At 68.8% G+C, this 20,607-nt stretch carries 21 protein-coding genes; 14 read left to right on the top strand and 7 right to left on the bottom strand.

Going from position 1 to position 20,607, the window contains the following annotated elements; genetic code table 11:
* Positions 1–195 precede the first annotated feature (195 nt).
* From mihF to metK, 5 genes are all read left to right on the top strand, one after another.
* Positions 196–513, top strand: coding sequence for an integration host factor, actinobacterial type (gene mihF, locus AAHS21_RS17285; RefSeq protein WP_003407240.1), 318 nt, complete (start codon positions 196–198; stop codon positions 511–513).
* A 112-nt stretch (positions 514–625) separates the two neighbouring features.
* A complete protein-coding gene (gene gmk / locus AAHS21_RS17280) occupies positions 626–1,252 on the top strand; it encodes a guanylate kinase (RefSeq protein WP_342928819.1) in 627 nt (208 codons plus the stop codon).
* A gap of 88 nt (positions 1,253–1,340) precedes the next feature.
* Positions 1,341–1,664 (top strand): DNA-directed RNA polymerase subunit omega, encoded by a 324-nt coding sequence (gene rpoZ, locus AAHS21_RS17275; RefSeq protein WP_342928818.1) that lies wholly within the window; start codon positions 1,341–1,343, stop codon positions 1,662–1,664.
* 64 nt (positions 1,665–1,728) lie between these two features.
* A complete protein-coding gene (gene coaBC, locus AAHS21_RS17270) occupies positions 1,729–2,979 on the top strand; it encodes a bifunctional phosphopantothenoylcysteine decarboxylase/phosphopantothenate--cysteine ligase CoaBC (protein WP_342928817.1) in 1,251 nt (416 codons plus the stop codon).
* A 127-nt stretch (positions 2,980–3,106) separates the two neighbouring features.
* Positions 3,107–4,318 (top strand): methionine adenosyltransferase, encoded by a 1,212-nt coding sequence (gene metK / locus AAHS21_RS17265; protein WP_342928816.1) that lies wholly within the window; start codon positions 3,107–3,109, stop codon positions 4,316–4,318.
* On the opposite strand, the gene AAHS21_RS17260 is transcribed toward metK, so the two are convergent.
* Both AAHS21_RS17260 and AAHS21_RS17255 read right to left on the bottom strand, forming a co-directional pair.
* On the bottom strand, positions 4,315–4,878 hold the full coding sequence (locus tag AAHS21_RS17260) for a pyridoxamine 5'-phosphate oxidase family protein (protein WP_342928815.1): 564 nt from the start codon (positions 4,876–4,878) through the stop codon (positions 4,315–4,317). The genes metK and AAHS21_RS17260 overlap by 4 nt on opposite strands.
* 23 nt (positions 4,879–4,901) lie before the next feature.
* A complete protein-coding gene (locus AAHS21_RS17255; protein WP_342928814.1) occupies positions 4,902–5,882 on the bottom strand; it encodes an Lrp/AsnC family transcriptional regulator in 981 nt (326 codons plus the stop codon).
* 128 nt (positions 5,883–6,010) lie between these two features.
* Here AAHS21_RS17255 and AAHS21_RS17250 point away from each other — a divergent pair, with 128 nt between their 5' ends.
* Positions 6,011–6,280: a hypothetical protein gene (locus AAHS21_RS17250; protein WP_342928813.1), complete on the top strand. Its 270-nt coding sequence runs from the start codon at positions 6,011–6,013 to the stop codon at positions 6,278–6,280.
* The gene (locus AAHS21_RS17245; RefSeq protein ID WP_342928812.1) at positions 6,277–7,128 is read left to right on the top strand and encodes an LLM class flavin-dependent oxidoreductase; all 852 of its coding nucleotides are present in this window, start codon (positions 6,277–6,279) and stop codon (positions 7,126–7,128) included. The genes AAHS21_RS17250 and AAHS21_RS17245 overlap by 4 nt, the downstream gene beginning before the upstream one ends.
* Here AAHS21_RS17245 and AAHS21_RS17240 read toward each other — a convergent pair.
* The 3 genes from AAHS21_RS17240 to AAHS21_RS17230 are packed head-to-tail and all read right to left on the bottom strand — an operon-like array spanning position 7,125 to position 10,569.
* Complete coding sequence (locus tag AAHS21_RS17240; protein WP_342928811.1) at positions 7,125–8,624, bottom strand: NAD(P)/FAD-dependent oxidoreductase; 1,500 nt, start codon at positions 8,622–8,624, stop codon at positions 7,125–7,127. The genes AAHS21_RS17245 and AAHS21_RS17240 overlap by 4 nt on opposite strands.
* A gap of 3 nt (positions 8,625–8,627) precedes the next feature.
* Positions 8,628–9,587 (bottom strand): alpha/beta hydrolase, encoded by a 960-nt coding sequence (locus AAHS21_RS17235; RefSeq protein WP_342928810.1) that lies wholly within the window; start codon positions 9,585–9,587, stop codon positions 8,628–8,630.
* Between the two features lie 22 nt (positions 9,588–9,609).
* Entirely contained in the window at positions 9,610–10,569 is a 960-nt protein-coding gene (locus AAHS21_RS17230) for an alpha/beta hydrolase (RefSeq protein ID WP_342928809.1), read from the bottom strand.
* On the opposite strand from AAHS21_RS17230, the gene AAHS21_RS17225 reads away from it, so the two are divergent.
* The 3 genes from AAHS21_RS17225 (at position 10,568) to AAHS21_RS17215 (ending at position 14,003) form a co-directional block, all read left to right on the top strand.
* Entirely contained in the window at positions 10,568–11,311 is a 744-nt protein-coding gene (locus tag AAHS21_RS17225; RefSeq protein WP_342928808.1) for a lysoplasmalogenase, read from the top strand. The genes AAHS21_RS17230 and AAHS21_RS17225 overlap by 2 nt on opposite strands.
* 80 nt (positions 11,312–11,391) lie before the next feature.
* Positions 11,392–13,389, top strand: a complete 1,998-nt coding sequence (locus AAHS21_RS17220) for a primosomal protein N' (protein ID WP_342928807.1) — start codon at positions 11,392–11,394, stop codon at positions 13,387–13,389.
* Positions 13,390–13,520: 131 nt separating this feature from the next.
* Positions 13,521–14,003 carry a MarR family transcriptional regulator gene (locus tag AAHS21_RS17215; protein ID WP_342928806.1) on the top strand — a complete coding sequence of 161 codons (483 nt, stop codon included), beginning with the start codon at positions 13,521–13,523 and terminating at the stop codon, positions 14,001–14,003.
* A 6-nt stretch (positions 14,004–14,009) separates the two neighbouring features.
* Here the strand turns inward: AAHS21_RS17215 and AAHS21_RS17210 are convergent, their stop codons facing one another.
* Positions 14,010–14,828, bottom strand: a complete 819-nt coding sequence (locus AAHS21_RS17210; RefSeq protein WP_342928805.1) for a class I SAM-dependent methyltransferase — start codon at positions 14,826–14,828, stop codon at positions 14,010–14,012.
* Positions 14,829–14,981: 153 nt separating this feature from the next.
* Here AAHS21_RS17210 and fmt point away from each other — a divergent pair, with 153 nt between their 5' ends.
* The 4 genes from fmt to ribD are packed head-to-tail and all read left to right on the top strand — an operon-like array spanning position 14,982 to position 19,061.
* On the top strand, positions 14,982–15,914 hold the full coding sequence (gene fmt / locus AAHS21_RS17205) for a methionyl-tRNA formyltransferase (protein ID WP_342928804.1): 933 nt from the start codon (positions 14,982–14,984) through the stop codon (positions 15,912–15,914).
* Positions 15,911–17,293 (top strand): rRNA small subunit methyltransferase B, encoded by a 1,383-nt coding sequence (locus AAHS21_RS17200; protein WP_342928803.1) that lies wholly within the window; start codon positions 15,911–15,913, stop codon positions 17,291–17,293. The genes fmt and AAHS21_RS17200 overlap by 4 nt, the downstream gene beginning before the upstream one ends.
* A 35-nt stretch (positions 17,294–17,328) precedes the next feature.
* Positions 17,329–18,027 (top strand): ribulose-phosphate 3-epimerase, encoded by a 699-nt coding sequence (rpe, locus tag AAHS21_RS17195; RefSeq protein WP_342928960.1) that lies wholly within the window; start codon positions 17,329–17,331, stop codon positions 18,025–18,027.
* The gene (gene ribD, locus AAHS21_RS17190) at positions 18,024–19,061 is read left to right on the top strand and encodes a bifunctional diaminohydroxyphosphoribosylaminopyrimidine deaminase/5-amino-6-(5-phosphoribosylamino)uracil reductase RibD (RefSeq protein WP_342928802.1); all 1,038 of its coding nucleotides are present in this window, start codon (positions 18,024–18,026) and stop codon (positions 19,059–19,061) included. Before rpe ends, ribD begins: the two co-directional genes overlap by 4 nt.
* On the opposite strand, the gene AAHS21_RS17185 is transcribed toward ribD, so the two are convergent.
* Complete coding sequence (locus AAHS21_RS17185) at positions 19,058–20,605, bottom strand: MFS transporter (protein ID WP_342928959.1); 1,548 nt, start codon at positions 20,603–20,605, stop codon at positions 19,058–19,060. The two genes, ribD and AAHS21_RS17185, sit on opposite strands and share 4 nt — an antisense overlap.
* Between the last annotated feature and the right edge of the window lie 2 nt (positions 20,606–20,607).

Here is a 20,607-nt window from a genome sequence, read left to right as displayed (position 1 = left end):
ACGTGCCGAGTCCGGGAGCTCCCAGCGATGCCGAAGCATGCCGCTGAGAGCAGGTGTGGGCGCGGCACAAGCTGGGCATTTAACCTCTTAACCAGGGGGTCGGGTTAGATTTCGTCAGGAAGCGTGAGTACGGTCGTCTCCGCTGGGCCCAAGTACCCGGCAGAGACACGAGATTGATCTAGATACGGAGGAATCGTGGCCCTTCCCCAGTTGACCGACGAGCAGCGCGCGGCCGCGTTGGAGAAGGCGGCTGCCGCACGTCGAGCACGAGCTGAGCTGAAAGACCGTCTCAAGCGCGGTGGCACCAACCTGACCCAGGTGCTCAAGGACGCCGAGAGTGATGAAGTCCTGGGCAAGATGAAGGTGTCTGCGCTGCTTGAGGCATTGCCGAAGGTGGGCAAGGTCAAGGCGCAGGAAATCATGACCGAGCTGGAGATCGCGCCGACCCGCCGTCTGCGTGGTCTGGGCGACCGTCAGCGCAAGGCCCTGCTGGAAAAGTTCGGCTCCGCTTAGTTCGCCGACGATGCAGGCCGAAAGGCCTGAGGAGAAGGCGGACCAGCAAGCACGACCGACCTGCGGCGATGCAGGCCAGTTGGCCTATGGGCGTGCCGACTCAGGGGCGTCGGTGAACGTCGACGAAGGACCGGACGCCGAGCACCGCGCACGTCCTGCGCCATCCGGCACGGGGCGTGTGGTGGTGCTGTCCGGTCCCTCAGCGGTCGGCAAGTCAACAGTGGTCCGGTGCCTGCGAGAGCGGGTACCGAACCTGCATTTCAGTGTCTCGGCCACGACGCGGGCGCCGCGGCCGGGTGAAGTCGACGGCGTCGACTATCACTTCGTCAGTCCGGCCCGTTTCCAGCAACTCATCGACGCGGGCGCCCTGCTGGAGTGGGCCGAAATCCACGGTGGCCTGCAGCGATCGGGCACCCCGGCGGCGCCGATCCGGGCCGCGACGGGCGCGGGTTTTCCGGTGCTCATCGAGGTGGACCTGGCCGGCGCCAGGGCGATCAAAAAGGCGATGCCGGAGGCCATCACCGTGTTCCTGGCCCCGCCCAGCTGGGCGGATCTGGAGGCCAGGCTGCGCGGGCGTGGCACCGAAACACCGGAGGCCATGGCGCGCCGGCTGGAGACCGCACGCGAGGAACTGGCAGCTCAAGACGACTTCGACCGGGTCGTGGTCAACAGTCAATTGGAGTCTGCGTGCGCGGAATTGGTATCCTTGCTGGTGGGAAACGCGTCTGGGGCGGCTTGAGCCGACTCGCCAGACGCGATCAAGAATCAAAGTTTCCAGCTGTGTCAACCGCTCTTCAACGAGACCGAGCGCCAGGAGAAAGTCTTACGTGAGTATTTCGCAGTCCGACGCGTCGCTGACCGCCGTGGATCAATTCGATCCTTCGGCGGGCGGACAGCGCGCCTACGACACCCCGCTGGGCATCACCAACCCGCCTATCGACGAATTGCTCGACCGCGTGTCGAGCAAGTACGCGCTGGTGATCTACGCGGCCAAACGCGCCCGGCAGATCAACGATTACTACAACCAGCTCGGCGAGGGCATCCTCGAGTACGTCGGCCCGCTGGTCGAGCCGGGGCTGCAGGAAAAGCCGCTCTCGATCGCGATGCGTGAGATCCACGCCGACCTGCTCGAGCACACCGAGGGCGAGTAACAGGACAGGGCCGGGCGCTGTGGTCAGGTCTGAGAGCCGCTTCAACGAGGAAGGGCCGGCGTAGGTGGATCGCAAGCGGATCGTCGTCGGTGTCTCCGGTGGTATCGCCGCCTACAAGGCGTGCACCGTCGTCCGGCAGCTCGCCGAGGCGGGCCATGAGGTCCGCGTCATCCCGACCGAATCCGCGCTGCGCTTTGTCGGCGCCGCCACGTTCGAGGCCCTGTCCGGGCAGCCGGTGCACACCGGCGTCTTCACCGACGTCGCCGAGGTGCCGCACGTCCGGCTCGGTCAGCAGGCCGACCTGGTCGTGGTGGCACCGGCCACCGCGGACCTGTTGGCCCGCGCCGTCCATGGCCGCGCCGACGACCTGCTGACCGCGACGCTGCTGACGGCGCGATGTCCGGTGCTGTTCGCCCCGGCGATGCACACCGAGATGTGGTTACACCCGGCCACCGTCGACAACGTGGCGACATTGCGCCGTCGGGGCGCGGTGGTGCTGGAACCGGCGTTTGGGCGGCTCACCGGCGCGGACAGCGGCAAAGGACGGCTTCCCGAGGCCGAAGAGATCACCACGCTGGCCCAGCTGCTGCTCGAGCGCGGCGACGCGCTGCCCTACGACCTGGCCGGTCGCAAGCTGCTGGTGACCGCCGGCGGCACCCGCGAGCCGATCGATCCGGTTCGCTTCATCGGCAATCGCAGCTCCGGCAAGCAGGGCTACGCCGTCGCACGGGTCGCCGCTCAGCGCGGCGCCGAGGTCACGTTGATCGCCGGCCACACCGTCGGGCTCATCGACCCGGCCGGTGTCGAGGTGGTGCACATCAGCTCGGCGCAACAGCTCGCCGATGCGGTGTCCAAGCACGCGCCCGCGGCCGACGTGTTGGTGATGGCGGCCGCGGTCGCTGACTTCCGGCCCGCACGTGTTGCCGCCGCAAAGATCAAAAAGGGTCCCAACGATGCCGACGACGCCCCGACCATCGAGTTGGTGCGCAACGACGACGTGCTGGCCGGCACGGTCCGTGCGCGAGCGCACGGGGAGCTGCCCAAGATGCGGGCCATCGTCGGGTTCGCCGCCGAGACCGGCGACGCCAATGGCGACGTGCTGTTCCACGCGCGAGCGAAGTTGCGGCGCAAGGGATGTGACCTGTTGGTGGTCAACGCGGTCGGCGACGGCCGCGCGTTCGAGGTGGACAGCAACGACGGCTGGCTGCTGGCGTCCGACGGAACCGAGGCCGCGCTGCAGCACGGATCCAAGACGCTGATGGCCAGTCGCATCGTTGACGCCATCGTCACTTTTCTGCAGGGCGAGAGCGGATAGCCCGCTCGATGCGCTCAGCGGATGGTTGCTAGAAAGGTTGCAATCACGACCGGCTTCGCCGGTCGGGCTGCAGACGCTTAAAATAATTTGTCTAACTAACATTTAGGCAAGACGGAAGGATGACAGGGTGAGCGAAAAGGGTCGGCTGTTTACCAGTGAGTCGGTGACCGAGGGGCATCCCGACAAGATCTGCGACGCGATCAGCGACTCGGTCCTCGACGCGCTTCTGGCGGAGGATCCCCGCTCACGTGTCGCGGTCGAGACGCTGGTGACCACCGGGCAGGTGCATGTGGTCGGCGAGGTCACCACGACCGCCAAGGCGGCGTTCGCCGACATCACCAACACGGTGCGCGCGCGCATCCTCGAGATCGGCTACGACCACTCCGACAAGGGCTTCGACGGCCTGACCTGCGGTGTGAACATCGGCATCGGCGCGCAGTCGCCCGACATCGCCCAGGGCGTCGACACCGCCCACGAGGCCCGCGTCGAGGGCGCGGCGGACCCGCTGGACTCCCAGGGCGCCGGCGACCAGGGCCTGATGTTCGGTTACGCGATCAACGACACCCCGGAGCGGATGCCGCTGCCCATCGCGCTGGCCCACCGGCTGTCGCGCAAGCTCACCGAGGTCCGCAAGAACGGGACACTGCCCTACCTGCGTCCGGACGGCAAGACGCAGGTCACCATCGCCTACGAGGACGACGTCCCGGTCCGGCTGGACACCGTGGTCGTCTCCACCCAGCACGCCGACGGCATCGACCTGGAGAAGACGCTGGACCCCGACATCCGTCGGCACGTGCTGCAGACCGTGCTCGAGGAGCTGGGCCACGACACCCTGGACTCGTCGGGAACGCGGGTGCTGGTCAACCCGACCGGCAAGTTCGTGCTCGGCGGGCCGATGGGCGACGCGGGCCTGACCGGCCGCAAGATCATCGTCGACACCTACGGCGGCTGGGCGCGCCACGGCGGGGGCGCCTTCTCCGGCAAGGATCCGTCCAAGGTGGACCGGTCGGCGGCGTACGCGATGCGCTGGGTGGCCAAAAACATCGTCGCCGCCGGGCTGGCGGAGCGCGTCGAGGTGCAGGTGGCCTACGCGATCGGCAAGGCCGCCCCGGTCGGGCTGTTCATCGAGACGTTCGGCACCGCGACCGTCGACCCGGTCAAGATCGAGAAGATCGTGCCCGAGGTGTTCGACCTGCGGCCCGGCGCGATCGTTCGGGACCTGGACCTGCTGCGCCCGATCTACGCGCAGACCGCGGCGTACGGCCACTTCGGCCGTACCGACGTCGAGCTGCCGTGGGAGCAGCTGAACAAGGTCGACGACCTCAAGCGCGCCATCTAGCCCGGCAGGGGGTGATCGGCGTCCAGCGCGGGTAGTCCGTCGATGCTGTGCAGATTGCGTCCGATGGAGCGCTGGTAGGTTTCGGCGCTCGCCTTGGTGTGATAGGTGTCGAGCACCGGCCGTTCGTCGACGAGCTCGTAGTACGGCACCGCGTATCCGCAGGCGTCGGCGATCCGCTCGACGGCGATGACGATAGCGGCCCGCACGCCCGCATGCTGCCCGTCGAAATGTGTTAGCAGACTGGGGAATTCGGCGTCGTCCGGGCGCACCACGCGTCCGGTGCCGAACAGTCGCAGGATCCGCGAGTTTCGGGTGAACGAGCAGAACATCAGGGTGATCCGGCCGTTGTCGCGCAGGTGCGCGATTGTTTCCACGCCGCTGCCGAACAGATCGAGGTACGCCACGCGGTGATCGTCGAGTACCGCGAAGGTGTCGCGATATCCCTTGGGGGAGAGGTTGATTCGGCCGCCTTCGGACGGGGCGGTGGCGACGAAGAACATGGCCTGGCTGTCGATGAATTCGCGCAGCGACTCGTCCAGACGCGAAAACTCCTTGGCCACGCCGCAAGCTTAGCGTCGCCCGTTCAGCGGGCGCGGATCAACCGGCCGTGCGCGATCAGTGAACCGACTTGCTTGAGCCGCTTGCTGCGGACGCTGACGTCGTAGGCCTGGATATGGTCGACGGCGGCCAGGCGCTGCGCCAGGTAGTCGTACAGATGTGCCGGCCCGCGGCAGATCACGACGACCATCAGGTTGTCGGGTCCGCTGACCGTGGCGACCGAGGCGACCTCGTCGTGCCGCACGATCTGCTCGGCCACCGCTGCCAGGTGGCACGGGGCAACCGATATCCAGACGATCGCGTTGAGCATGAAGCCGAGCCGCTCCGGCAGTACGTCGAGATCGTAGGCGAGCGTGCCGCCGGCCTGCAGGGCGCGCAACCGTCGCTTGACGCGGGCCGGTGACCACCCGGTCAGCGCGGCCAGTGCGCTGTCGGCAATGCGGCCGTCGTCGGCCAGCGCATCGAGCAGGGGCTGATCCTCGGCCGTTGGCCCGGTGGGCTGATCCGGCTGCGCTCGGTCCGCTGGCCGCAGCGCGTCGACCTGCTGGGAGTCCAACAGCTGCCCGTAGCCGGTCCAGTGCGCGTACATCGGTGCGCCGAATACGTTGAGTACCAGATCGACCCGCATATCCAGGACGGCCGAGGTGCGAGGCAGCCGGTGCAGCAACCCCGCCTCGGAGCTGTCGAGGGGGGCACGGACCACGCAGACGAGTTCGGTGCCCCCGGACAACGCGTTGACGTGAGTGACCTCGGGCCGGCGGACCAATGCGTCGGCAAGCCGGACCAGGTCATCGGGTTTCGCATGTACCCGGACCACCCATTGGCATTCGCCGTGCACCCGAGGGTTGACCACGCCGACCACGCGCAGCACACCGTCGCGGCGCAGGGCACGGTAGCGGCGTGCCACGGTCTGTTCACCGGTACCCACGACCTCGGCAATGCGCCGGAACGACGCCCGCGGCGACAGCTGTAGCGCATGCAGAATTTGAGCGTCAAGAGCTTGCATTGTGACGAAAAATCTACATATTTCCTGAGCAATTCGCCTATTTCTGACGTCAAACCGGGTTGCTCTGGCCAAATTCAGCGACAGCACCGACGATGAAGTGCACGTTCTTCGAGAAAGTGAGCGCCCCAATGGAATTGACCGGTAACACGATCCTGGTGACCGGCGGCGAGGTGGCGCCGCCACGGGTGCGCACGGAGATGGACGGTACGCGGGGCGACGATGCGATCGACGCCGACGAGTTCGTCACGCAAGTGCTCGCCGGGCTGTCCGCACAGCCTCGCGCCGGCGAAGTCGTGGTCGACGCCGCCCGCGCGGTGCGCTACGCCGAACGCGAGGGCCGCTACGGTCGGACCCTGGCCGCCCTCAATGCCAATATCCACGCGCAGGACGTGCTGTGAAACTGGGAATCGGCCTGCCGAACCACGTCGCCGACGTCGCCGGGCCCGCCATCACCCAATGGGCGCGCCGCAGCGCAGAGCGCGGCTTCGAATCCGTCACGGCAATCGACCGGCTGTTCTACCCGAGCGTCGACCCGCTGATCGCGCTGGCCACCGCGGCCGGCGCGACCGACGAACTGACCCTGGTGACCAATGTCCTACTGGCCCCGATGTATCCGGTGGTTCCGCTGGCCAAGCAACTGGCCAGCCTGGCCCGGGTCTGCGGCGGTCGGCTTGTCGTCGGACTGGGCGTGGGCAACCGGCGCGACGAATACGCCAGCACCGGCGCCGACTTCCACCGGCGGGGCCGGATACTCGACGAACAGATCGAGCGGCTGCGCAGCCTGTGGGCCGGCGCACCGGTTGCCGACGACACCGCGCTATCTCCCGCACCCGGGCGGATCCCGCTGCTGTTCGGCGGCCGGTCCGCGGCCACGGTGCGGCGGGTGATCGCCGCCGGTGACGGGTGGGCGGCCGGGGCCGTGCGCCACTACGACGAACAGGCCGAATTGGCGCAGCGCATCCGCATCGGCTGGCAGGCCGCAGGCCGGCCCGGGCGCCCCTACCTGCAAGCATCGGTGAACTTCGGACTTGGGCCGGCCGTCGCAGCGGGCCGGGACCACTTGGCCCGCTACTACGGATTTATCCCGGAATACGCGCAAGTCAACGTCGCCGATATGGTCTGCTCCGCGGCCGACGCCCGCGATACGGTCAGTCGGTACCGGGACCTCGGCTTCGACCGGCTGCTGTTCCACCCGACGACCGAGGGGCTCGAGCAGGTCGATCTGCTCGCGGACGCGATTCTCTAGAGCCCCCGAGGCGCGGCAGCGCCGGTGAATCGATAGTCGTCCAGGTCGAAGCGACGGCTGCGCCAGTACGCCTCCACCGTGGTGGCCGGACGTAGCGGCACGTCACCGTTCTTGTCGAAGTAGTAGCTGTTGGCCAGTCGGCAGCTGTCCTGCCAGAAGATCTGGCGGTGCCGCTTGCGCATCATCTCGTCGAAGTAGCGGCCGTTGGCGGCTTCGGTCACCTCGACGCGTGTCGCGCCGGTGCGCCGGGCCCGCTTGAGGCATCGCACGATGTGGTGGGTCTGCGTCTCGATCAGCGCGAAATACGAAGAGCCGACGTAACCGTAGGGGCCCATGACGCTGAACATATTCGGGAATCCCGGCACGCTGACGCCCTCATAGGCCTGCAGCCGGTGAGAGTCCCAGAACTCGGTCAGCGTGATGCCGCCGCTGCCGGTGATCGAGAAGGTCGGCATGTTGTCGGCGTCCATCACCTTGAAACCGGTCGCCAGCACCAGCACGTCGATCTGGTGATTCTCACCGTCGGTGGTGGCGACCGCCCCCGGCGTGATCTTGTCGATCGGCTCGGTGATTAGCCGCACGTTCTCACGGTTGAACGTGGCCAGATATCCGTTATGGAAGCCCGGTCGTTTGCATCCGACCGCGTACCGCGGGGTGAGTTGTTCGCGCACGTGCGGGTCGTCGACCTGTTGGCGCAGATATCGGCGACCGGCGTCGCCCATCGGCTTGGCCAGCGGAACCAGCGTGAAGTACTGGGCGGCGATCGTGAAGGTCAGTTCGACGAACGCTTGACTGAGCAGCCGCTGGGCGACCTTACCGCCCGGAATCCGCATCGCGGCGCGCACCGGCGCGGGCAGCGCAACGTCGAACTTGGGGAAGCACCAGATCGGTGTGCGCTGAAATACGGTGAGCTGATCGACAATTGGCGCGATCTCCGGAATGACCTGCACGGCCGAGGCGCCGGTTCCGATGACCGCGACGCGCTTGCCGGTCAAGTCCTTGCTGTGATCCCAGCGTGCGGTGTGCATGGTGGTGCCGTCGAAGGAGTCCACGCCGTCGATGTCGGGCAGGTTCGGCACGGTCAGCACGCCGCTGGCGCTGATCAGGAACCTGGCGGTGACCACGCCGCCCGGATCGGTCTGCACGCGCCACAGCGCCCGCTCGTCGTCGAACTCGGCGGAAATCACCTTGGTGTTCAACCGGATTCGCGATCTGATGGAGTATTTGTCGACGCAGTGTTCGGCGTAGGCCTTCAGCTCGGCGCCCGGCGCATAGGTGCGCGACCAATGCCGGCTCTGCTCGAACGAGTACTGGTAGGAGAACGACGGAATATCCACGCCGATCCCGGGATAGGTGTTCCAGTGCCAGGTGCCGCCGACCCCGTCGCCGGCTTCGATCACGAGGTAATCGGAGAGTCCGGCCTTATCGAGCTTGATCGCGGCGCCGATGCCGGAGAATCCGGCTCCGACGATCACGGTGTGGTAGTCGGGCGCCATCTGCTAGGGGTACAGCGCCTTCCGTAGCGCCGTCAACCCGCGGTCGGTGGCCGCGGCGGCCGCGGGAATCACCGGGGCGAAGTTGACGAAGCCGTGCACCAGGGTCGGCTCGTTGCTCAGCTCCGCCGCCACGCCCGCGGCATTGAGCAGCTCGGCGTAGCGCGCACCGTCGTCGCGCAGCGGGTCGTGTTCGGCGGTGCCGATGAAGGCCGGCGGCAAACCCGACAGGTCCGCGTTGGCCGGCGCAAGCGTGGCCGGCAGCACCGTCGGGTCGGTGACGTCGATCTCCGGGGGCAGATACCAGGCCAGGAAGGCCTCGATCACCTCGCGGTCCAGGATGGGCGCAAAGGCGTTCTCGGTGTGCGACGGCAGCGAAAGATCGGCGGTCACCACCGGATACCACAGCAACTGGAACACCAGGTCCGGCCCGGCGTTGTCGCGGGCCAGCACCGCCAGGACCGCGGCCAGGTTGCCGCCGGCCGAATCCCCGGCCACCGCGATGCGGCTCGGGTCGCCGCCCAGTTCGCCGGCGTGCGCGCCGACCCACTGCAGCGCGGCCCAGGCGTCGTTGACCCCGGCGGGATACGGATGCTCCGGCGCGAGCCGGTAGTCCACCGACACCACGATGGCCTCGGCGCCGACCGCGTGCGCGCGGGCAACGTGGTCGTGAGTGTCCAGGTCGCCCAGACAAAAGCCGCCGCCGTGGAAGAACACGACGACGGGGGAGGTCTCGGCCGGAGTGGGCGGCCAATAGATCCGGACCGCGATGTCGCTGTGCTCGCCGTGGCCGATCGTTCGGTCTTCAATGCGCAGGTCGGGCAGCAATTCCTGCGGCACCTTGAGCATCTTGAGCCGCTCGCGCGCGAGCTCGACACCATCGTCCGCGTTGAACGTCGTCGGGAACAGATCGAGCAACGCTTTGAACGTCGGGTCGATCTCAGGCCGGGCGGTGGGCTCAGTCATTCGTCCACCGTACGCCTGTTGTTCACCTGTACAGCGCATTCCTCAGTGCCGCGAGCCCCCGCTCCGCCCCGGCCGTGGCGGCGGGAACCACGCCCGCATAGCCGAGGTAGCCGTGCACCATCGTCTCGGCGTTGTGCACCTCGGCAGGTACGCCCGCGGCGGCCAACGCCTTGCCGTAGGTGATGCCGTCGTCGCGCAACGGGTCGTAGCCGGCGACGCCGATGTAGGCCGGTGGCAGGCCGGCCAGATTCTTCGCTCGCCCCGGCGCCATACCCACCGGTGGATTGGACAGGTCGAGATCGCCTGCGTACCAACGAGAGAACTGCGCGATGGCCCTGGTGTCGAGAATCGGAGCGGTCGCGTTTTCGGCAAACGACGGCAGCGACTGGTCCCACATCACCGACGGGTACCACAACAGCTGGAACGCAATCGGCGGTCCGCCTTCGTCGCGGGTCTGCTGGGCGAGGGCCGCGGCGATGTTGCCGCCCGCCGAATCCCCGGCAACGGCCAGCCGGGCGGTGTCGGCACCCAGCTCCGCGCCGTGCTCGGCGACCCACCGCGTTGCGGCCCAAGCGTCTTGGACGGCAGCGGGATACGGGTGCTCGGGAGCCAGCCGGTAATCCACGGACACCACGATCGCGTCGGCGCCCACCGCATGCTCGCGGGCGGTGCCGTCGTGGGTGTCCAGGTCGCCGATCACGAACCCGCCGCCGTGGAAGAAGACGACGACGGGCAACAGGGCGTCACCGGAACCGGTTGGCGGCCAATAGATTCTGATGGCGATAGCACCGGCCGAGCCGTCGATGGTGCGGTCCTCGACGCGCAATTCGGGGTGCACCGGCCGGCGCGGCAGATCGCGGAACCGCTGGCGCGCAGCCTCGATGCCGTCGTCGGTGGATAGCCGGAACGGAACCGCGTCGAGTACCTTCAGCAAGATGGGGTCGATAGGAGGTTTCTCGTCGGCTTTGTCAAAGCTGGGCATGGAGGTACCGTACGCACCCCGCGTGCTGGCCGGCTGCTGGGTGGCGGCGTGCTGGGCGGGCATCGGCTACGGCGTGTTCCTGACCGTGGTCGCGGTGCAGTCGCCGCCGGGAACCGTACTCACCGGGCATTGGGTGCTGCAGCCGCCGTTCAAGGCACTGATGGCCGTGTTGCTGACCGTGGCCGCGTTCGCGCATCCCATCGTCAGCGAGCGGCGCTGGCTGATGCCGGCGATGCTGCTCAGCGCCACCGGCGACTGGTTACTGGCAATCCCGTGGTGGACGATGTCATTTGTCTTGGGGCTGGCGGCATTTCTGTGCGCGCACCTGTGCATCATGGGCGCGCTGGCTCCCTTGGTGGTTAAAGAGTCGCTAACGCGGACTCGCATCGCGGTGATGGCGGTGCTGTGCGTGACGGCAATCGCCCTGCTGGTGTGGTTCTGGCCGCATCTGGGTCCGGAGAACTTGACGATTCCGGTGACCGTGTACGTGGTCGTGCTGACCGCGATGGCGTGCACCGCGATAGCGGCCCGGCTGCCGACGATCTGGGTGCCGGTGGGGGCGGCGTGCTTCATGGCATCGGACGCGATGATCGCGATCGGTCGGTTCATCCTGGGCAATGAGGCGCTGGCAGTGCCGACCTGGTGGCTCTACGCCGCGGCCCTGATCCTGATCACGGCGGGATTCTTCTTCGGTCGCGACGTTGCCGCCTCTGACGATGACCGCGAGCCTGTCGAGGGCTGACTGTCGGTGGTCGCCGCTACGGTGTGGCCACGGACGGTAACGATGGTGGTTGACAACACTTTTGGTGACTCGAGCGCGCGATGAACACCGCGCGCGCACCCCTCGAAACCGAACCGATCGCCCGGGTCCTGCCGATGCTGTCGGTACCACACCTGGATCGCGAGTTCGATTACCTGGTGTCGGCCGAGCAGTCCGACGACGCCCAGCCGGGGGTTCGGGTGCGGGTCCGGTTTCACGGTCGCCTGGTCGACGGGTTCGTGCAGGAGCGCCGTAACGACACCGACCACGTCGGCAAGCTGGGCTGGCTCGATCGCGTCGTGTCCGCCGAACCGGTGCTCACCCCGGAGATCCGCCGGCTGGTCGATGCCGTCGCGGCGCGTTACGCCGGGACCCGCCCGGACGTGTTGCGGCTGGCCATCCCGGCCCGGCACGCCAGAGTGGAGCGCGAACCCACCGCGATCGGGCCGCCGCCGGTCGTGGCGTCCGTCGACCCGTCCTGCTGGGCGATGTACCGAAGCGGCGATCAGTTCCTGACCGCGCTGGCCGAGTCGCGGGCCGCGCGTGCGGTGTGGCAGGCGCTGCCGGGGGAGCAGTGGGCGGACCGGTTCGCCGAGGCGGCCGCGCAGACGGTGCGCAGCGGGCGCGCGGCGCTGGCGATCGTGCCCGATCAGCGGGATCTGGACGCGCTGTGGCTGGCCGCGACTACCCGAATCGACGAAGACAGCGTGATCGCGCTGTCCGCGGGCCTGGGACCGGCGGCACGCTACCGGCGCTGGCTGGCGGCTTTGCGGGGTAAGGCGCGGCTGGTGATCGGCACGCGCAGTGCGGTTTTCGCCCCGCTGAACGACATGGGGCTGGTCATGGTCTGGTCCGACGCCGACGACAGCCTCGCCGAGCCGCGGGCGCCGTACCCGCACGCCCGCGAGGTCGCGATGCTGCGTGCGCATCAGGCGCGATGCGCCGCGCTGATCGGCGGTTACGCCCGCACCGCCGAGGCTCAGGCCCTGGTGCGCAGCGGCTGGGCCCACGACATCGTCGCGACGCGGCCGGTGGTGCGGGCCCACACGCCGCGGGTGGTCGCCCTCGACGACACCGGGTACGCCGACGAACGCGACCCGGCGGCGCGCACCGCGCGGATTCCGTCCATCGCGCTGCGCGCCGCCCGGTCGTCGCTTCAGGCGGGGGCGCCGGTGCTGATCCAGGTGCCGCGCCGGGGGTATGTGCCGTCGCTGGCCTGCGGACGGTGCCGCACCATAGCCCGGTGCCGACATTGCACCGGGCCGCTGTCGTTGCAGGAGCGCGGACCCGGGGCGGTGTGCCGCTGGTGCGGCCGCGCCGAGCCGGCACTGCGGTGTGCCCGGTGCGGGTCGGAGTCGGTCCGCGCCGTGGTGGTCGGGGCCCGGCGCACCGCCGAGGAGCTGGGCCGTGCCTTTGCCGGCACGCAGGTCATCACCTCCTCGGGCGACGCGATCGTGGCCGAGGTCGCCGCCCATCCGGCGCTGGTGGTCGCCACGCCGGGCGCCGAACCCCGCGCGGACGGTGGGTACGGCGCGGCGCTGCTGCTGGACACCTGGGCATTGCTGGGCCGACAGGATCTGCGCGCCGCTGAGGACGCGCTGTGGCGCTGGATGAGTGCGGCGGCGCTGGTGCGGCCCCGCGGCGACGGCGGCGTGGTGACGGTGATCGCCGAATCCTCCATTCCCACAGTGCAATCGCTGATCCGCTGGGATCCGGTGGGCCACGCGGACGCGGAGTTGACGGCCCGCAGTGAGGTCGGCCTGCCGCCCAGTGTGCATATGGCGGCCATCGACGGCAGCGCCGACGCGGTGGCCGCCTTGCTCCAAGAAGCCGAATTGCCTGATGGCGCAGAGCAACTCGGGCCGGTCGACCTGCCGCCCGGGGTGCGCCGGCCACCGGGCACACCGCCCGGCGTCCCGGTGATCAGGATGCTGGTGCGCGTCCGCCGGGAGCAGGGTCTGGAGTTGGCGGCCAGCCTGCGGCGCGGTGTCGGCGTGCTCAGCGCCCGGCAATCACACGAACCGGCGCGGGTGCAGATCGACCCGCCGCAAATTGGTTAGCTGCGGTCGACTGGGCCGATCGCTTACCGTAGCGATAGTATTCATGAGCAATAGTTCCTTCCTACGGCATTCGTAGGCTGTCAAAGGCCTTACCGAAGGCTGACAAAAAGCCTGACAAAAGGGGAGCCACGATGTCCACGGAAAACACGATGGAAGCCGGCGAGTCGCTGGACGTGATCACCGACGCGTTGCTCACCGCGTCGCGGTTGCTGGTCAGTATGTCGGCCCGGTCAATTGCGCAGGTCGACGAGAACATCACCATCGCGCAGTTCCGCACCCTGGTGATCCTCTCCAACCGGGGTCCGGTCAACCTGGCCACGCTGGCCAACCTGCTGGGCGTGCAACCGTCGGCCACTGGACGCATGGTCGACCGGCTCGTCGCCGCCGGGCTGATCGACCGTCTGCCGCACCCCACGTCTCGCCGTGAGCTGATCGCGGCCCTGACCAAGCGCGGTCGCGAGGTGGTGCGTCGGGTCACCGCCTACCGGCGTGCCGAAATCGCCGCCATCGTCGAGAAGATGCCGGCGGCCGAGCGTCACGGGCTGGTGCGGGCCCTGACGGCCTTCACCGCGGCCGGCGGAGAGCCCGACGCCAACCTGGACATCGACTTATGAAGGGCCTTAAGCCTTTTCGGCGGTGAAGAGTAGGTATTCCCACCGCATCGTGCCGTCGGCCAGATATTCCTCGGCCAGTTCGATCAGTTGCGCGTCCAGCTCGGCGGCCAGCACCCGATTGCCGCCGATGTTGGCGTAGGCCTCGATCGTCGGACCGTAGTGATTCTTGAAGTACTCGTGAACGGCTGTGGCACAGTCGAATCGGTTGACCTCTAACATGCCCCGCACCGCTGCGACACGACGAATGCGCTCGCTGAGCAATCCGGTGACATAGCTTTCGCGTCCCCATAGGGCGGCCGGAGCAACGGCCGGCGAGAGACTCGGGCGATAGGGCCGGATCGTCGCCAGCATCCGGCCGAAGAAACCGTGTGGGGTCCAGCTGATTACGCCAATCGTTCCGCCGGGCCGACAGACTCGGGCCAGTTCGTCGGCCGCCAGCCGGTGGTTGGGTGCGAATTGCACACCGATCGCCGACATCACGACGTCGAATTCGCCGTCGCCGAACGGCAGCGCATGCGCGTTGGCCTCCCGGTAGTCCAGCGTCAGCCCTTGCGCCGCGGCCCGCTTTCGGGACCGCGCCAGCAGTTCCGGGGTGAGATCGGTGGACACGACGGTGGCACCCGTTTTGGCGGCGGGCAGCGAGATATTGCCCGAGCCCGCGGCGACGTCGAGCACCCGGGTGCCGGGGCCAATGCCGGTGGCGGCGACCAGAATCGGGCCCAGGGGCGCCATCACCTCCTCGGCCATCAACGCATAGTCGCCCAGCGCCCACATGGCGCGATGGGTGGCCGCGAGGTCTTCCGGGATGGTCACGTCGAGAGTCATCAGTCCTCCTGGGTGTTGTGAACAAAGCTGCGCACCCGACGTCGTTGTCGCCGGCGGCGCCTGCCGCCGTGATTATGTCCGCTAGAAACAGTATGCATACGCAACCATCTGTCCGCCAGTAGCCGGGCGGACCGCGGTTCTTAGACTGTCCGGGTGCGTCTTGTCTTCGCCGGCACCCCCGAACCCGCGCTGCCCGCGCTGCGGCGCCTCATCGAGTCACCCCGTCACGAGGTTGTTGCCGTACTGACCCGGCCCGACGCCGCGTCCGGGCGGCGCGCCAAGCCGGAGGCGTCACCGGTGGCCCGCGAGGCGATCGACCACGGCATTCCCGTGCTACGCCCGCAGCGCCCGAACTCGCCGGAGTTTGTCGCCGAACTGTCGGAGTTCGCCCCGCAGTGCTGCCCGGTGGTGGCCTACGGAGCGCTGCTGCGCGACGGCCTGCTCGCGGTGCCGGCGCACGGCTGGGTGAACCTGCACTTTTCGTTGCTGCCGGCCTGGCGCGGTGCGGCGCCCGTCCAGGCCGCGATCGCCGCTGGGGACGCGATCACCGGGGCGACGACGTTTCAAATAGAACCCAGCCTGGACTCCGGACCGGTGTACGGCGTTGTGACCGAGACGATTCGGCCGACGGATACGTCGGGCGATCTGCTTGAGCGACTTGCTATTTCGGGTGCAGTCCTGCTGTCGGCCACGCTGGACGGCATTGCCGACGGGACGCTCACCCCGCAACCGCAACCTTCCGACGGCATCAGCATCGCGCCGAAGATCACCGTCGAGGAAGCCCGGGTGCGCTGGGATCTGCCGGCCGCGGTGGTCGAGCGCCGGATCCGCGCCGTCACACCCAACCCGGGGGCCTGGACGATGATCGGCGACCAGCGGATCAAACTGGGACCGGTGCAGATCGAAACAGAGGCTCCAGAGTCGTTGCCCCCCGGCGTCATTCACGTGGACCGCAAGAGCGTGCGGGTCGGCACCGGCTCGGAACCCGTGCGGCTGGGCCAGCTTCAGCCGCCCGGCAAGAAACTCATGAACGCCGTCGATTGGGCGCGCGGTGCCCGTCTGGACGCCGCCGCGCGGGCCTCATGAGCCCAGCACCGAAACAGGGCCGGCCGCCCAACAGACGCAAGCCCCTGGATCCGGCCCGGGCCGCCACCTTCCAGGTGTTGCGAGCCGTCAGCGAGCGCGACGCCTACGCGAACCTGGCCCTGCCCGCGCTGCTGCGCGAGCGCGGTATCACCGGACGCGACGCGGCGTTCGCCACCGAGCTGACCTACGGCACCTGCCGCACCCGCGGCCTGCTCGACGCGGTCATCGGCGCCGCCGCCGGACGTCCGCCGGAGGCGATCGACCCGGTGCTGCTCGACCTGCTGCGGATGGGCAGTTACCAATTGCTGCGCACCCGGGTCGACGCGCACGCTGCGGTGTCGACCACCGTCGAACAGGCTGGTATCGAATTCGATTCGGCGCGAGCCGGTTTCGTCAATGGCGTGTTGCGGACGATCTCCCGGCGAGACGAGAAGTCCTGGATGGACGAGCTGGCGCCCGACCCGGCACGCGATCCGGTCGGCCACGCCGCGTTCGTGCACGCGCACCCGCGCTGGATCGCCCAGGCGTTCGCCGACGCACTGGGTGCCGACGCCGGTGAACTCGAGGCGGTCCTTGCCAGCGACGACGCACGGCCCCAGGTGCACCTGGCCGCGCGCCCTGGCGTGCTCAGCGCGGCGGAACTGGCCGAGGCGGTCGGCGGCAACGTCGGCCGCTACTCGCCGTACGCGGTGTACCTGCCAGGTGGCGACCCCGGGCAGCTGGCGCCGGTGCGCGACGCGCAAGCGCTGGTTCAGGACGAGGGCAGCCAATTGGTGGCCCGCGCGCTGACACTGGCGCCGGTCGACGACGACGCCGGGCGCTGGCTCGATCTGTGCGCCGGCCCCGGCGGCAAGACCGCGCTGCTGGCCGCCCTGGCCGTCGAGCACGGGGCCCGGGTCACGGCGGTCGAGCCGTCGTCAGCTCGCGCGGACCTCGTCGTCGAGAACACCCGCGGGCTGGACGTCGACGTGCTGCGGGTCGACGGTCGCCACAGTGGCCTCGAGCCCGGCTTCGACCGGGTGCTCGTCGACGTGCCGTGCACCGGGCTGGGCGCGCTGCGCCGCCGGCCCGAGGCCCGTTGGCGCCGGCAGCCGGCCGATGTGCCGGCGCTGGCCAAGCTGCAGCGCGAACTGCTGGCCGCCGCGATCGCGCTGACCCGCCCCGGCGGCGTGGTGCTCTATTCGACCTGTTCGCCGCATCTCGCCGAAACCGTGGGCGTGGTGGCCGACGCACTGCGCCGTCATCCGGTGCAGGCGCTGGATACCCGGCCACTGTTCGAGCCGGCGGAGCTGGGGGACGGGCCGCACGTGCAGCTGTGGCCGCACCGGCACGGCACCGACGCGATGTTCGCCGCGGCGCTGCGTCGCGTAGCGGGGTAACGCCGCGCTGCGCCACCTTCGGCACCCTCAGTAGTCTGGCGCACATGGCTGGCAGCACCGCTGGACCCCTGATAGCTCCGTCGATCCTGGCCGCCGATTTCGCCCGGCTCGCCGACGAGGCGGCGGCCGTGGTCGGTGCCGACTGGCTGCACGTCGATGTGATGGACAACCATTTCGTGCCCAACCTGACGATCGGTCTGCCGGTGGTGGAGAGCCTGCTGGCCGCCACGCGCATTCCGATGGACTGCCACTTGATGATCGACGACCCGGACCGGTGGGCGCCGCCGTACGCCGAGGCCGGCGCCTACAACGTGACCTTCCACGCCGAGGCCACCGACAACCCGATCGGCGTGGCCCGCGATATCCGGGCCGCGGGCGCGAAGGCCGGAATCAGCGTCAAGCCGGGCACGCCGCTGGAGCCGTACCTGGAAATCCTGCCGCAGTTCGACACCCTGCTGATCATGTCGGTCGAGCCGGGCTTCGGCGGCCAGAGCTTCATCCCCGAGGTGCTGAGCAAGGTCCGCATCGTGCGCAAGATGGTGGACGCGGGGGAGTTGACGATCCTGGTCGAGATCGACGGCGGCATCAACGCCGACACAATCGAACAGGCCGCCGAGGCCGGGGTCGACTGCTTCGTCGCCGGTTCCGCGGTCTACGGCGCGCAGGACCCCGAGGGCGCGATCGAGGCGCTGCGGCGCCAGGCCGGCGCCGCGTCGCCCCATCTACGGCTGTGAGTGGCCAGCCTGTCGAAAGCCTGGACGCCGCAATGCGTTTGGCGATCGAACAGTCGTATCTGGTCAAGGGCGGCAGCTATCCTAATCCTCCGGTCGGAGCGGTGATTCTGGATGCCGGCGGTCACATTGTCGGCGTCGGCGGCACCGAGCCGGCCGGTGGCGACCACGCCGAGGTGCTGGCGCTGCGCCGCGCCGGCGCCCTGGCGGTCGGTGGCACCGCGGTGGTCACGCTGGAGCCCTGCAATCACTACGGCAAGACGCCGCCCTGCGTGAACGCGCTGATCGATGCCGGCGTGCGCACCGTCGTGTACGCCGTCACCGATCCGAACGAGATCGCCGCGGGCGGCGCGGCGCGGCTGCGGGAAGCGGGTGTGCAGGTGACGTCCGGCGTGCTGGCCGACGAGGTCGCCGGCGGGCCGCTGCGCGAGTGGCTGCACAAGCAGCGGACCGGATTGCCGCATGTGACCTGGAAATACGCCAGCAGCCTGGACGGTCGCAGTGCGGCCGCCGACGGCACCAGCCGGTGGATTTCCAGCGAGGCCGCCCGCTTGGACCTGCACCGCCGCCGCGCCGCCGCCGACGCGATCGTCGTCGGGACCGGCACCGTCCTGGCCGACGATCCGGCGTTGACCGCCCGGCTGCCAGACGGCTCGCTGGCAGCCAAACAGCCGCTGCGCGTCGTGGTCGGTATGCGCGAAATACATTCCGAGGCAAAGGTTCTCAACGACGATTCGCGCACCATGGTGATTCGAACCCGCGATCCGCTGGAGGTGCTCAAGGCGCTATCGGACCGCACCGACGTGCTGCTGGAGGGCGGTCCCACCCTGGCGAGCGCCTTCCTGCGGGTAGACGCGATCGACCGGATCCTGACCTACGTCGCCCCGATGCTGCTGGGTGGACCCGTCACCGCCGTCGGCGACGTCGGGGTGCCCACCATCGCGCGGGCGTTGCGCTGGCGCTTCGACGGCGCCGACCGGATCGGCCCGGATCTGCTGCTCAGCCTGGTGCCGCAGCGCGGCGAACCACGCAGCTAGCGCTCACCCAACGCGACGGGTTCGGGCTCGGCGACTTCCGGCTCCTCGGCGTGTTCCTTGCGGCTGCCGAGCAGCAGGCCCAGCAGCGCGCCCACCACACAGATGACGACGGTGGCCGCGAAGATGTCGCCGTACATCAGTGCGAACGCCTTCAGATACAAGGTGGCTTGGGCCGCGATTCGTTGCAGCAGCGTCGCGTCGGGCGGGATCGCCGCGGAAAGTCCGGCGATGATCTGGTTGAACCGGTACAGCCCCCACGCGCTGAGCGCCGCGACGCCGATCAGCATGCCCGTCATCCGGGCCACCACCACCGCCGCCGACGCGATGCCGTGCTGGGCCGACGGCACCACCCGCAGCGCGGCCGAGGTCAGCGGGCCGATCACCAGGCCGAGTCCCAGACCAGCAACCAACAGGTCCGTGTGAATCAGCGGCAGGCTGACCCCGAAAATGTCGTGATGCTGGGTCATCACGTCCATGCGCCAGTAGTGAATCAGCCAATAGCCATAGGCCGCGATCAGCAGCCCGATGAAGGTCATCGCCCGGTCGCCGATCCGGGTCGCGATGAATCCGCCCAGCACCGCCCCGATCGGCAGCGCGATCAGGAACCACAGCAGCAGGCCGGCGGCCTGTGACTGCGACATTTGCAGCACGCCCTGGCCGAACAGCTCGACGTTGACCAGGGTCACCATCAGTGCGGCGCCCGCGGCCACCGACGCGCCCAGCGAGGCCAGGAACGGCCGGAAATGCACCCCGCTGGGCTCGATCAGCCGGGTGCGCGAGAAGCGCTCCCAGAGGATGAACACCACCCCGACCACCACGGCCCCGATCACTAGGGGCAGCCCGTAGCTGGGCAGGATCGTCTTGCCGTCGGGCGCCGGGTTGTACAGCCCGATGACCGCCAGCCCCAGCGCGACGGCGAGTAGCACACCACCGACGACGTCGACCTTTTCCGGCTCCTCGGCGCGCTGGTGTGACGGCAGGCTGAACTGGATCATCACCATCGCGATCAAGGTCAGCGGCACGTTGATCCAGAACACGTAGCGCCAGTCGTGGAACAACCAGACGATGAAGATCCCGTAGAGCGGACCGAGCACGCTGCCGAGCTCCTGCGCGGCACCGATGCCGCCCAGCACGCTGGCGCGGTTGCGTTGCGCCCACAAATCGGCGCCGAGGGCCAGCGTGACCGGCAACAGCGCACCGCTGGCGATGCCCTGGACGGTGCGGCCGGCGACCAGCAGGTGGAAATCGCCCCAGTGCCCGGCCAGCGCGGTGACCACCGAGCCGACGATGAACAGCGCCAGGCTGATCTGCAGCACCAGTTTGCGGCCGAAGCGATCCGAGGCCCGACCCAGCAGCGGCATCGCCGCGATATAGCCGAGCAGGTACATCGTGATGATCCAGGTGATGCGCTGCAGCTGGTTCACCGGGATATGAACGTCGCTCATGATGTCGCGCATGATCGTGACGACGACATAGGCGTCCAGGGCGCCCAGCAGTACGGCGAGGCTGCCGGCGCTGATCGCGATTCCGCGTCCTGCTCGCATGC

This window comes from Mycobacterium sp. 050272 (genome assembly GCF_039023525.1).
GTDB lineage: Bacteria > Actinomycetota > Actinomycetes > Mycobacteriales > Mycobacteriaceae > Mycobacterium.
This window is presented reverse-complemented; position numbering and strand designations above follow the sequence as displayed.

Bases quoted from the DNA above. Each gene is read 5' to 3' on its own strand.
- AAHS21_RS17255 (WP_342928814.1), bottom strand. From the start codon at position 5,882: ATGCAAGCTCTTGACGCTCAAATTCTGCATGCGCTACAGCTGTCGCCG.
- AAHS21_RS17250 (WP_342928813.1), top strand. From the start codon at position 6,011: ATGGAATTGACCGGTAACACGATCCTGGTGACCGGCGGCGAGGTGGCG.
- AAHS21_RS17240 (WP_342928811.1), bottom strand. From the start codon at position 8,624: ATGGCGCCCGACTACCACACCGTGATCGTCGGAGCCGGATTCTCCGGC.
- AAHS21_RS17235 (WP_342928810.1), bottom strand. From the start codon at position 9,587: ATGACTGAGCCCACCGCCCGGCCTGAGATCGACCCGACGTTCAAAGCG.
- AAHS21_RS17225 (WP_342928808.1), top strand. From the start codon at position 10,568: ATGGAGGTACCGTACGCACCCCGCGTGCTGGCCGGCTGCTGGGTGGCG.
- AAHS21_RS17230 (WP_342928809.1), bottom strand. From the start codon at position 10,569: ATGCCCAGCTTTGACAAAGCCGACGAGAAACCTCCTATCGACCCCATC.
- AAHS21_RS17220 (WP_342928807.1), top strand. From the start codon at position 11,392: ATGAACACCGCGCGCGCACCCCTCGAAACCGAACCGATCGCCCGGGTC.
- AAHS21_RS17215 (WP_342928806.1), top strand. From the start codon at position 13,521: ATGTCCACGGAAAACACGATGGAAGCCGGCGAGTCGCTGGACGTGATC.
- AAHS21_RS17210 (WP_342928805.1), bottom strand. From the start codon at position 14,828: ATGACTCTCGACGTGACCATCCCGGAAGACCTCGCGGCCACCCATCGC.
- AAHS21_RS17200 (WP_342928803.1), top strand. From the start codon at position 15,911: ATGAGCCCAGCACCGAAACAGGGCCGGCCGCCCAACAGACGCAAGCCC.
- AAHS21_RS17185 (WP_342928959.1), bottom strand. From the start codon at position 20,605: ATGCGAGCAGGACGCGGAATCGCGATCAGCGCCGGCAGCCTCGCCGTA.